Source organism: Thauera terpenica 58Eu (assembly GCF_000443165.1).
GTDB lineage: Bacteria > Pseudomonadota > Gammaproteobacteria > Burkholderiales > Rhodocyclaceae > Thauera > Thauera terpenica.
In genome coordinates this window covers 1-12,339 of sequence record NZ_ATJV01000047.1, presented here as the reverse complement: position 1 = coordinate 12,339, position 12,339 = coordinate 1, and the positions used below count along the sequence as shown (strand labels likewise).

The 12,339-nt window shown below is 65.7% G+C and carries 11 protein-coding genes; all 11 read left to right on the top strand.

The annotated features are described in order from the left end of the window. The first annotated feature begins 7 nt into the window (after nt 1-7). The 11 genes from M622_RS26700 (at nt 8) to M622_RS26650 (ending at nt 12,143) form a co-directional block, all read left to right on the top strand. On the top strand, nt 8-1,474 hold the full coding sequence (locus tag M622_RS26700) for a 3-oxoacyl-[acyl-carrier-protein] synthase III C-terminal domain-containing protein (protein ID WP_021248663.1): 1,467 nt from the start codon (nt 8-10) through the stop codon (nt 1,472-1,474). A gap of 2 nt (nt 1,475-1,476) precedes the next feature. After that, entirely contained in the window at nt 1,477-2,679 is a 1,203-nt protein-coding gene (locus M622_RS26695) for an acetyl-CoA acetyltransferase (RefSeq protein WP_021248662.1), read from the top strand. Between the two features lie 71 nt (nt 2,680-2,750). Further along, nucleotides 2,751-3,953 (top strand): acetyl-CoA hydrolase/transferase family protein, encoded by a 1,203-nt coding sequence (locus tag M622_RS26690; RefSeq protein WP_245543043.1) that lies wholly within the window; start codon nt 2,751-2,753, stop codon nt 3,951-3,953. Between the two features lie 26 nt (nt 3,954-3,979). Continuing rightward, complete coding sequence (locus tag M622_RS26685; RefSeq protein ID WP_021248660.1) at nt 3,980-4,972, top strand: alpha/beta fold hydrolase; 993 nt, start codon at nt 3,980-3,982, stop codon at nt 4,970-4,972. A gap of 22 nt (nt 4,973-4,994) precedes the next feature. Next, complete coding sequence (locus M622_RS26680; RefSeq protein WP_021248659.1) at nt 4,995-5,723, top strand: molybdopterin-dependent oxidoreductase; 729 nt, start codon at nt 4,995-4,997, stop codon at nt 5,721-5,723. Nucleotides 5,724-5,794: 71 nt separating this feature from the next. After that, complete coding sequence (locus M622_RS26675) at nt 5,795-6,544, top strand: electron transfer flavoprotein subunit beta/FixA family protein (protein ID WP_021248658.1); 750 nt, start codon at nt 5,795-5,797, stop codon at nt 6,542-6,544. A 1-nt stretch (nt 6,545) separates the two neighbouring features. After that, nucleotides 6,546-7,478 carry an electron transfer flavoprotein subunit alpha/FixB family protein gene (locus M622_RS26670; RefSeq protein WP_021248657.1) on the top strand — a complete coding sequence of 311 codons (933 nt, stop codon included), beginning with the start codon at nt 6,546-6,548 and terminating at the stop codon, nt 7,476-7,478. Between the two features lie 105 nt (nt 7,479-7,583). After that, a complete protein-coding gene (locus M622_RS26665; protein WP_031346524.1) occupies nt 7,584-9,206 on the top strand; it encodes an electron transfer flavoprotein-ubiquinone oxidoreductase in 1,623 nt (540 codons plus the stop codon). 115 nt (nt 9,207-9,321) lie between these two features. Beyond that, complete coding sequence (locus M622_RS26660) at nt 9,322-10,446, top strand: NAD(P) transhydrogenase subunit alpha (protein ID WP_031346522.1); 1,125 nt, start codon at nt 9,322-9,324, stop codon at nt 10,444-10,446. A 14-nt stretch (nt 10,447-10,460) separates the two neighbouring features. Next, nucleotides 10,461-10,763 carry an NAD(P) transhydrogenase subunit alpha part 2 gene (locus M622_RS26655; RefSeq protein ID WP_021248654.1) on the top strand — a complete coding sequence of 101 codons (303 nt, stop codon included), beginning with the start codon at nt 10,461-10,463 and terminating at the stop codon, nt 10,761-10,763. Continuing rightward, nucleotides 10,764-12,143: an NAD(P)(+) transhydrogenase (Re/Si-specific) subunit beta gene (locus tag M622_RS26650; RefSeq protein ID WP_021248653.1), complete on the top strand. Its 1,380-nt coding sequence runs from the start codon at nt 10,764-10,766 to the stop codon at nt 12,141-12,143. The last annotated feature ends 196 nt before the right edge of the window (nt 12,144-12,339 follow it).

Below are 12,339 nucleotides of genomic sequence, written 5' to 3'. Positions count from 1 at the left end.
TGAATCGATGATCGAAGACAGCAGAGCAGGCGGGCAACGCGGCATCCTGGCAGTGGGCGTCTATGTGCCACGGTTGCGCTTGGACCGCCAGGCGGTGGCAGCGGGCCATCGCTGGATGGCGCCGGGATTGAAGGCGCTCGCCAAGGGCGAGCGTGCGATGGCGAACTGGGACGAGGATGCGGTGACCATGGCGGTTGAAGCCGGCCGCGCGGCAATTCGCCGGGCGGGGGACGCACGCGTCGATTCGCTGTCCCTCGCATCGACCACCCTGCCGTTTGCCGATCGGCTCAATTCGGCGATCGTCGGCGCGGCCCTTGGTTTGGGTTCCGGGCTCGCTGCAGCGGACAAGTGCGGCAGCCTGCGCGCCGGGAGTTCCGCCCTGATGGCAGCACTGAGGGCGAACACAGGGTGCGAACTGGTGATCGCGGCTGATCGCCGCATCCCCACCCCGGCCAGTACCGCCGAACTGAACGTCGGCGACGGCGCGGCGGCGATGCTGGTTGGAGAAGGCGCGCCGCTCGCGGTGCTGCGCGGCATGGCGAGCGTCACGGCTGACTTCGTCGATCACTTTCGTGAGGCCGGGCGCGACGGCGACTACGGCTGGGAAGAGCGTTGGGTGCGAGACGAGGGCTTCGCGAAAATTGTGCCCGAGGCGGTGAAGCAGGCGCTTGCTACGGCCGGCGTCGAGGCGGTCGAGGTGGACCACTTTGTCATGCCCGAGCTTCTGCGCCGGGTGGCCGGCACGACGGCGAAGAAGCTCGGCGTGCGCACGGAGGCGGTCGCCGACAGCCTATTTGAGCAGTGCGGGGATACCGGTGCGGCGCATCCCCTGCTGATGCTTGCGCACGTGCTGGCTCAAGCGCAGCCGGGTCAGCGCATTCTGCTGGTGCAGTTCGGCAGCGGCTGCGATGCGCTGGTGCTGGAGACGACCGAACTGGTCGCCGCTGCGGCGCAGGACGCAGACTGGCTCGCCGGCGGGCAGGCCGAGAGCAACTATCTCAAGTACCTCTCCTTTACCGGCCAGATCGGATTGGAGTGGGGAATGCGTGCGGAGATGGACAACAAGACCGCGCTCTCGGCCGCATGGCGCGCAACTGACATGGTCGCCGGCTTCGAGGGCGGGCGCTGTGGGAACTGCGGCACGGTGCAGTTTCCCGCCGGGCGCATCTGCGTGAATCCGGAGTGCGGTGCGGTGGACTCCCAGACGCCCCATCGGCTCGCCGATGAACCGGCGCGGGTGCGCAGCTTCACCAGCGACTGGTTGTCCTACAAACCCTGCCCGCCGTTCATGTTCGGGCACGTTGAATTCGACAGCAGGGCGCGGGTACTGATGGAGTTCGTGGACTGCGAGCCGAGTGACTTGGCGGTCGGTGTCCCGCTGGAGATGGTGTTCCGCGTCAAGGAGTTCGACCGCGCGCGTGGCTTCCGCCGCTACTTCTGGAAAGCGCGTCCGCAGCGCAAGGCTGGAGAATAAACATGGCAGCTGGAATTCGTGATCGCGTGGCGATCCTGGGCATGGGGTGCTCGCGTTTTGGCGAGCGCTGGTCTGACAACGCGGAAGATCTGATGCTCGAGGCTTTCTCCGAAGCGCTCGGCGACGCGGGCATCGAGAAGGAAAAAATCGAGGCCGCTTGGCTCGGCGTGTGTCTGGAAGAGAACAACGTCGGCAAGACCGCCGGTCCCCTGGCCCAGGGGCTGCGCCTGCCCTTCATTGCCGCGACGCGGGTAGAGAACGCCTGCGCGACCGGCACCGAGGCGCTGCGTGGCGCGGTCTATGCAGTGGCGTCCGGCGCTTGCGACATCGCACTGGCGTTGGGTGTCGAGAAGCTCAAGGACACCGGCTATGGCGGCCTGCCGGTGCGCACGCGCGGCGTGGTCACCGACCTGTGGCAGCCGAATGCCTCTGCGCCGGGCGCCTTTGCTCAGTTGGCCTCGGCGTATCAGGCGCGCTACGGCATCTCGCGTGACGATCTGAAGAAGGCGATGGCCCATGTCTCAGTGAAGAGCCACGACAACGCGGTTCTTAATCCGAAAGCACACCTCCGCAATCGAATCACCATCGACGATGTTCTCAAGGCGCCCAAGGTGGCTGAACCGCTGGGCCTGTACGATTGCTGCGGGGTCAGCGACGGCGCGGCCTGCGCAATCGTCACCACGCCGGAGATCGCCGAACAGCTTGGCAAGCGCGACATCGTCACAGTCAAAGCGTTGCAGCTCGCGGTCTCCAACGGAGAGGAAGCGCAGTTCCACAGCTGGGACGGCGCGTCGATCCGTACCGCGGAGGTGGCTGCGCAGCGTGCCTACAGCGAGGCCGGGATCACCGACCCACGCGCGGCGCTGGACCTGATCGAGGTGCATGACTGCTTCTCTATCACCGAGCTGGTGCTCATGGAGAACTTGGGTCTCAGCGACCCAGGTCGTGCGCCCTATGACATCTTGGAAGGCCGCTATGACCGCGATGGCGCGATCCCGTGCCAGGTGGACGGTGGGCTGAAGTGCTTTGGTCATCCGATCGGAGCCTCGGGTCTGCGCATGGTCTATGAGGTTTACCTGCAGATTCTGGGGCGGGCTGGTGAGCGACAGCTAGCCCGGGCTGACATCGGGCTCACGCAGAATCTGGGCGGGCATCCGCACCAGAACGTGTGCGCTGTCTCCATCATCGGCCGTCTGGGCGCGTGACCATGATGGCGAGCAGGGCGGCCCCGCCGCGCCAGTCGGTGGAGGAACTCGTTGCCTCGTTCGAACCAGGGATGACGGTTTTCCTCGGTGGGGTGTCGGGTGAATCGCTGGCGGTGCGCGACGCCCTGCGTGCGATGCCGGAGAAGGCAGCCGGGGTGCGCTTCGTGGGCGTGTTCTTTCCCGGTATCAACGACGGCGCCTACGTGAGCTTGCACCCGCAAGCGCGTCAGCGTGCTTACTTCATGTCGCCGGCTTTCCGGCCTGGCTTCCAGTCCGGGCGGGTGGAACTGCTGCCGGCGGACTACCTTGGTGCTTGGCAGGATCTGGCGCAACTCGACATCGACGTGGCAGTCGTGCAGACGAGTGAGCCGGACGCGGGCGGTTGGTTGAGCTTGGGCGTGTGCCACGACTTCGCGCCAGTCGCCTGGGGTCGGGCGAAGCGCAAGGTGGCGCACATCAACCCTTCCATGCCACGTACGCGCGGTAGCGTGTCACTGCACATCAGTGAGTGTGAAGCGGTGATCGAGCATGCGGCGGATCTGCTGAGCTATCCGGCGGAATCGACCAACGAGCAGTTCGCCCTTCTAGCGCGCCAGGTGGCCTCCGTTGTGCGCGACGGCGACACTGTGCAAGTCGGCATCGGCAAGATGGTGGCAGCGGTGCTCGCTACGCTGCGCGGTCATCGCGGGCTCCGGCTCCATGCCGGCATGGCCACGGCCTCGATCGTGCCGTTGATCGACGAGGGCGCCATCCGCGGGCGCGACGCTGTGACGGTCGGCGTCGCCCTGGGCGATGCGGAGTACTACCAACGCGTCGCGCGGGACGAGACCTTTCGCTTCGCACCGGTGTGCGAGACCCACGATCCGCGGAAAATCGGTGCGATCGACAACTTCGTCGCCATCAATGCGGCGCTCGAAGTGGACCTCTTCGGTCAGGTCAACTGCGACACCCTCAACGGGCAGCTTGTCGCCGGCGTCGGTGGCATGCCGGCCTTTGCTGCAGGCGCGCGCCTGTCGCCGGGCGGCCGGGCGGTGTTCGCGCTGCTGTCGAGTGCCTCAGGCGGGGCGCTGTCGCGCATCGTGCCGCGCCTGGGCGAGGGCGCCCTCGTCGGAGCACCGCGCCATGTAGCTGATCTCGTAGTGACCGAACACGGCGTGGCCGATCTGCGGGGCGCTTCGCTTGTTCAGCGTGCGGAGCGCCTGATCGCCATTTCCGCCCCGGATCACCGAGGCGCGCTTGCCGCGCGCTGGGACGATCTCTGCGCGTCACTGTGACGCTCAATCCGACAAGGAAGACACGGATGAACGTTCGGAGTTTCGAGCAACTGCACGTCAACGGTATTCGCCTGCGGTCTCTGGTCGCCGGGGAAGGTCCGTTGGTGATCCTCGTGCATGGTTGGCCTCAATGCTGGTACCTGTGGCGCCACATGATCGACCCGCTGATTGATGCCGGCTACCGGGTCGCAGCTCCCGATATGCGGGGCTTCGGCTGCAGCGAAGCGCCGCCGGCGGTCGAGGACTACGCGATCCGCAAACTGGCGGGTGACGTCGTGGGCATTGCGCAGGCACTCGGCGACGAGCGATTTGTCGTCGTCGGTCACGACTGGGGCTGCGTAGTGGCTTGGTACACCGCCTTGCTGCATCCGCGCCAGTGTCGCGCGGTAATGGGACTATCGGTGCCCTTCTGGCGTATGGGTCCGGAGACGGTCGATCCCACAGGTAACGACGACGCGTTTTGGTACATGCGCTATTTCCAGGAACCCGGCATCGCTGAGCGAGAGTTGGAGCGAGACGTCCGGGCGAGTCTCGCGAGCATCTACTACTCGGTGTGTGGCCAGGCAGGTCAGACGACCTTCTTATGTCAGATGGCGCGCCCGCGTTCGAGCGGACTGCTGGACGCCTTACCACCGCCCGGTGATCTATCGAGCTTCATGAGTGAGCTGGATATGGACTACTACGTGGCTCAGTACCAGCACTCAGGTTTCCGAGGATCGCTCAACTGGTACCGAAACATCCCGACCCTTTCGGCCAGCACTCCCGAACTCGATGGAATGAAGATTTCACAGCCGGCGGCTTTCCTTGCCGGATCCGAGGATCCGGTGTTGTTGTTCGATCCACTATGGCGCGAGCACTTCGTGCCGTGTTTTGAGGATTTGCGTTTTGTCGAACTGATCGACGGTGCCGGGCACTGGGTACAGCTTGAGCAGCCTGGCGAGACCAACGCGCACGTGCTGCGCTTCCTCGATGGGCTCGAGTTGCGGCCGGCGCGCGCGTCGGCCGGCAGCCAGGCGTAGCGAGCCGGGGACGGGAGAAACCATGACCACGACCGACAAGAACGCCAAAGCGCTGCCGCCCGGGCAGGTTGAATACCCCAGCTTCGAACGCTTCGGCCTGGGCCTGTTCGCCAAGCGTTTTCCACATTCGCCGACGCAGAAGGCATTCAAGATTGGCGGCGATGTGCGTAGCGAAATCATTGTCACCAGCGAGTTGAACGCCCTGGAGCGGGTTGAACAGGTGTCCGATTTTCACTGCGTCACCACCTGGTCGTATCGCGGCCTGCGCTGGGGAGGGGTGCGGTTCAGGGACTTCTACCTGCAAGTGGTATTGCGCACAGTTCAGCCACTTGACGGTGCGGATTTCGTCGTCTTCCGCGGTCAGGACGGTTACGCGGTCAGCATGCAGTTGCGGGATCTGCTGGCCGACGACGTCTTGCTCGCCGACGAGCTCGACGGCAAACCCCTCGATATTGCCCACGGTGCGCCGCTGCGTCTCGTCGCACCTGCGCACTACGGCTACAAGAACGCCAAGCATGTCGCGGCGATCGAGTTTTGGCGGAACCGGCGGAAATACCGCTTTCCATTTCCCTATCCCGATCTGATGGATCACCCGCGCGGTCGCGTCGCCTTCGAAGAGCGCGCCCGCTACCTGCCGAACTGGTTCATCCGCGTGCTCTACAAGCTCCTTGCTCCCGGGGCCCGGCGGATGATGCGTACGGCACTGGAGAGGAGGGAGGCGGCGGCCTCCCTCAAGGCAGGGGGAACATAGGTACCCCAATGGGCAAGGCGTAGATCACCTCTCATTCGAGAGGTGCTCCCCAAACAATGCAGAGGAGAACCATGAAGATTTTGGTACCTGTCAAACGCGTGCTTGACTACAACGTCAAGGTGCGAGTCAAGGCGGATGGGACAGGAGTGGACCTGTCCAATCTCAAGATGGCCATGAATCCCTTCGACGAAATCGCGGTGGAAGAGGCGGTGCGGCTCAAGGAAGCCGGCGTGGCCACCGAGGTGGTGGCGGTGAGCTGCGGCGTGGCCGCCTGCCAGGAAACCTTGCGCGCGGCGATGGCCATCGGTGCCGACCGCGGCATCCTGGTCGAGACCGATGTCGAACTGCAGCCGCTGGCCGTGGCCAAGTTGTTGAAGGCGCTGTGCGACAAGGAAGCCCCGCAGGTGGTGATCTGCGGTAAGCAGGCGATCGACGACGACGCCAACCAGACCGGGCAAATGCTCGCCGCGCTGATGGGCTGGCCGCAGGCCACCTTCGCCTCCAAGGTCACGCTGGCGGGCGAGAGCACCACGGTGACCCGCGAGATCGACGGCGGCCTGGAAACCATCGAGCTCAAGCTGCCGGCGGTGGTCACCACCGACCTGCGCCTCAACGAGCCGCGCTACGCCACGCTGCCCAACATCATGAAGGCCAAGAAGAAACCGCTCGACACCGTCAAGCCCGATGAACTGGGCGTGGATGTCGCGCCGCGTCTGGCGACCCTGAAAGTGGCCGAGCCGCCCAAGCGCAGCGCCGGCGTGCGCGTCGCGGATGTCGCGCAACTCGTCGACAAGCTCAAGAACGAAGCGAAGGTGATCTGAGATGGCGATTCTGGTTATTGCTGAACACGACAATCAATCGATCAAGGCCGCCACGCTCAACACCGTGACGGCTGCCGCTGCGATCGGCGGTGACATCCACGTGCTGGTGGCCGGCCAAGGGTGCGAAGGCGCCTGCAACGCCGCGGCCAAGCTCGCCGGCGTGGCCAAGGTGCTGTGCGCGGCCGCCCCGCACTACGAAGCGCAACTGGCCGAGAACGTCGCCGCGTTGGTGGTGGCCAATGCGCCGGGCTACAGCCACATCCTCGCCCCGGCCACTTCCTACGGCAAGAACGTCATGCCGCGCGTGGCGGCGCTCCTCGACGTGGCGCAGATCTCCGACATCGTCGCGGTCGAAGCTGCGGACACCTTCGTGCGTCCGATCTACGCCGGCAACGCCATGGCCACGGTCAAGAGTGCCGACGCTGTGAAGGCGATCACCGTGCGCACCACCGCCTTCGAGGCGGCGGCAGAAGGCGGTTCGGCCGCGGTCGAGAATTTGGCCGCGGGCGCCGACCTGGGCCTCTCCAAGCTGGTCGGGCGTGAGCTGACCAAGAGCGAACGCCCCGAACTCGGTGCGGCCAAGATCATCGTCTCCGGCGGCCGGGGCCTGGGCAGCGGCGAGAACTACCACGCGCTGCTCGAACCGCTCGCCGACAAGCTTGGCGCCGCACTTGGCGCGAGCCGAGCGGCGGTTGACGCGGGTTTCGTGCCCAACGACTACCAAGTCGGGCAGACGGGCAAGATCGTCGCCCCGCAGGTCTACCTGGCGGTGGGCATCTCGGGCGCCATCCAGCACCTGGCGGGCATGAAGGATTCCAAGGTGATCGTGGCGATCAACAAGGACCCCGAGGCACCTATCTTCCAGGTCGCCGACTACGGCCTGGTCGCGGATCTCTTCGCCGCGGTTCCGGAACTCACCGCCGCGTTGTCCTGAGCGAATGCCGCTTATGAGCGGGGCCACAAGCCCCGTATCGACTAACAGCCAACGGGCCGCCGTGGTGGCTCAATACGAAGAGAATCAGCACTCATGCGCGAATCCATGGAATTCGACGTCCTGATCGTGGGCGGCGGCCCGGCGGGCCTGGCCGCGGCGATCCGGCTCAAGCAGCTGGCGCAGGACAAGGGCACCGACGTCTCCGTGTGCCTGATCGAGAAAGGCGCGGAGATCGGCGCGCACATCCTCTCGGGCGCCGTCATGGACCCGCGCGCGCTCAGCGAACTGATCCCCGACTGGCAGGAACAGGGCGCACCGATCAAGACCGCGGTCACCGAGGACCGGGTGATTTTCCTGTCCGAGACCGGCGGCCGGCAGATCCCCAACGCGCTGCTGCCCGACAGCTTCCACAACGACGGCAACTACATCGTGCGCCTGGGCAATGTCGCCAAGTGGCTGGGCGAGCAGGCCGAGGCGCTGGGCGTCGAGGTCTATCCCGGCTTTGCCGGCGCCGAGGTGCTGTTCGACGAGGCCGGTGCGGTCAAGGGCGTGGCCACCGGCGACATGGGCCTCACCCGCGAGGGCGAGCCCGGCCCCAACTACCAGCCGGGCATGGAGTTGCACGCCAAATACACGCTGTTCGCCGAAGGCTGTCGTGGCCACCTCGGCAAGCAGCTCGAAGCCAAGTACAAACTGCGCGAAGGCGTCGACCCGCAGACCTATGGCATCGGCATCAAGGAGCTGTGGGAAGTGCCCGCCGAGCGCCATGTGCCCGGCCTGGTGGTGCACACCGCCGGCTGGCCGATGGATTCGGCCACCTACGGCGGCGGCTTCGTCTATCACCTCGAGGACAATTTGGTGTCGATCGGCTTCGTGGTGGGGCTGAACTACACCAACCCGCATCTCTCCCCCTTCGAGGAGATGCAGCGCTACAAGACCCACCCGGAAATCCGCAAGTACATCGAAGGCGGCAAGCGCCTGGCCTACGGCGCACGGGCAATCGCCGCCGGCGGCCTGCAGAGCCAGCCCAAGCTGGTGTTCCCGGGCGGCGCGCTGATCGGCGACGACGCCGGCTTCCTCAACGCCGCGCGCATCAAGGGCAGCCACGCGGCGATCAAGAGCGGCATGCTGGCGGCCGAGGCGGCTTTCGACGCGCTCGGCGCCGAGCGCAGCCGCGATGAACTGGCCGCCTTTCCGGAGGCCTTCCGCACGAGTTGGCTGCACGCCGAGCTGCACAAGACGCGCAACTTCAAGCCCTACATGAAGAAGGGCCTATGGATGGGTTCGCTCTTGTTCGGCATCGACCAGAATCTCTTCGGCGGCAAGGTGCCGTGGACGCTGCACAACAGCGCCGACCACACCGCGCTCAAGCCCGCGGCCGAGTGCGAGAAGATCGCCTACCCCAAGCCGGACGGCGTGCTGACCTTCGACCGCCTGTCCTCGGTGTTCCTGTCGAACACCAACCACGAAGAAGAGCAGCCCTGTCACCTCCAGCTGAAGGACGCGGGCGTGCCGATCAGCGTTAACCTCGCCCAGCACGACGCCCCCGAGCAGCGCTACTGCCCGGCCGGGGTGTACGAGATCGTCCAGGAAGAGGCCGGCCCGCGCCTGCAGATCAACGCGCAGAACTGCGTGCACTGCAAGACCTGCGACATCAAGGACCCCACCCAGAACATCAACTGGGTGGTCCCGCAGGGCGGCGAAGGGCCGATCTACCAGGGAATGTGAGTTCCATGTGACCGTTTTCGGGTTGTCGCCACGACGGTCTTCAGGGCTTTTCTCTCCTCTTCCCCCTGTTGCGCGACGCCCTGCTTCTCTTTCGAAGTAGCTTTGCTTGTCCAATATGTCTATCAGAATTGGCATTCCCAGTGAAACCATGCCCGGTGAACGACGCTTGTCTGTCGTCCCGGACGTGGTGAAGAAATACCAGGGGCTCGGCGCACAAGTGCTGATGCAGTCCGGTGCCGGCGTGCCGGCGCATTACCGCGACGACGCCTTTGCCGGCATCGACTTCGCGGCCGACGCCCAGGCGCTGTACGCCGCGGCCGACGTGCTGCTCTGTGTGCAGCCGCCCAACGCCGAACAGCTCGGCGCCATGAAACCGGGCAGCGTGCTGCTCGGCATGCTGCAGCCGTGGGGCGACGCCGATCGCGCGAAGCTCCTGATGGACAAGCAGATCACCGCCTTCGCGCTGGAACTGCTGCCGCGCATCACGCGCTCGCAATCGATGGACGCGCTGTCCAGCCAGGCCGCGGTGGCCGGCTACGAGTGCGCGCTGATCGCTGCCGACCACAGCCCCAAGTTCTTCCCCATGCTGACCTACGCCGCCGGCACCATCCGCCCCGCCAAGGTGCTGGTGATCGGCGCCGGCGTCGCGGGTCTACAGGCCATCGCCACCGCGCGCCGCATCGGCGCCATGGTCGAAGCCTACGACGTGCGCCCCGAAACCCGCGAGCAGGTCGAATCGCTCGGCGCCAAGTTCGTCGACACCGGCGTGTCGGCCGCGGGCAGCGGCGGCTACGCGCGTGAGCTCACCGACGAGGAGCGCGCCCAGCAGACCGAGCGCCTCGCCAAGGCGGTGGGGCAGTGCGACGCGCTGATCACCACCGCGGCGATCCCCGGCAAGCGCGCGCCCAAGATCATCAGCGCGGACATGATCCGTCGCATGAAGCCCGGCGTGGTGGTGGTGGATATGGCCGCCGAGACTGGCGGCAACGTCGAGGGCACCGTGCCCGGCGAGAAGACCTGGATCGACGACGTGCTGGTGATCGGCCCCACCCACATCGCCAGCCGCATGCCGGTGCATGCCTCCGAGATGTACGCCAAGAACCTCTTCAACTTCATCTCACCCTTCATCAAGGACGGGGCGCTTGCGCTCGACTGGGAGGACGAGGTGATGGCCGGCTGCTGCCTCACCCATGCGGGTGAGCTGCGCCATGCCGGCGTGAAGCAGGTTCTGGGACTTTGACCGGGGAGGCACACATGGACGGCATTACCGCTTTGTATATTTTCATGCTGGCCGCGTTCACCGGTTACGAGGTGATCTCGCGCGTGCCGGTGATCCTGCACACGCCGCTGATGAGCGGCTCCAACTTCGTGCACGGCGTCGTGCTGGTCGGCGCCATGGTCGTGCTCGGCCACGCCGATCCCGAGGATCCGCTGCAGCTGGCGATCGGCTTCGTCGCGGTCTTCCTCGGGGCGGCCAACGCGGCCGGTGGCTACGTGGTCACCGAGCGCATGCTGGCGATGTTCAACAAGGGTGACAAGAAGAAGGAGGGCGCCTAAATGTTGAACGGATTCATTCAATTCTCGTACTTCGTCGTGGCGGTGGTGTTCATCCTCGGCCTCAAGGCGATGAGCTCGCCGGTGACCGCCCGCAAGGGCATCGTCTGGGCCGGCTGGGCGATGGTCGCGGCCACCCTGGTCACGCTGCAGACCCCGGGCATGCAGAACTACGGCCTGATGATCCTCGCCATCGTGCTCGGCGGGGCGCTGGCCTGGTGGTCGGGCAAGGCGGTCAAGATGACCGACATGCCGCAGATGGTCGCCATCTACAACGGCATGGGCGGAGGTGGGGCGGCGGCGATCGCCGCCCTGGAGTTCGCCCGCGGCGAGGTGCACGGCACGGTAGTGGCCACGCTCGCGGTGCTGGGCGCGCTGATCGGCTCGGTGGCGTTTTCCGGTTCCTGCGTCGCTTTCGCCAAGCTGCAGGGCATCATGAAGAAGGCCTACCGTCTGCCGCAGCAGAACAAGGTGAACATCGCCCTGGCCGCGGTCACCGCGCTGCTCGGCCTGGCGATCATCGCCTCCGACACCCCGTCGGGTACGCTGATCGTGCTGTTCTTCGTGCTCGCGCTGGTGCTCGGGGTGATCCTCACCAGCCCGATCGGCGGCGCCGACATGCCGGTGGTGATCTCGCTCTTGAACGCCTTCACCGGCCTGGCGGTGGGCTTCGAAGGCTATGTGCTGGGCAATCCGGCGCTGATCGTCGCCGGCATCGTGGTCGGTGCCTCGGGTACGCTGCTCACCCAGCTGATGGCCAAGGCCATGAACCGGCCGATCTCCAACGTCATCTTCACGCCGCTCACCGGTGCCGCCGCCGGTGGCGAGGGACAGGAGATCGAGGGCACGATGAAGGAATTCTCCGCGCTCGATGCCGCCTCGGTGATGCGCTATGCGAGCAAGGTCGTCATCGTGCCGGGCTACGGCATGGCGGTGGCCGGTGCCCAGCACAAGGTGTGGGAGATGGCGCAGTTGCTGGAAGAGGGCGGGGTGGAAGTGGCCTTCGCCATCCATCCGGTGGCCGGGCGCATGCCGGGGCACATGAACGTGCTGCTCGCCGAGGCCGGGGTGCCCTACGACAAGATCTTCGACCTCGAGGAGATCAACGCCGACTTCGCCCAGGCCGACGTGGCGCTGGTGATCGGCGCCAACGACGTGGTGAACCCGGTGGCGCGCACCGACAAGAGCAGCCCGATCTACGGCATGCCCATCCTCAACGTGGACATGGCGCAGAACGTCATCGTCGTGAAGCGCGGCAAGGGCGCGGGCTACTCGGGCATCGAGAACGCGCTGTTCTACAAGGACAACTGCCGCATGCTGTACGGCAGCGCGCAGCAGGCTATCGCCGAAGTGATCACCCATGTGAAGGCGCTGGAAACGTGAAGCGGGAACAGCATGCTGTGCGGCGCGACGTTACCCGGGGCGGGCTTCCGGATAGCGGCCCGGAGGCACGACGACGGCAGATTCTCGTCGCGGCGGAAGAGTGCTTTAGGTGTTTAGTCCCACGGTGTGCTGGACTGGATTGATTTTGAATCTGTCCGGCGTGTTTTGCCATGCTTTGCAGATGAATTCGTAGGGG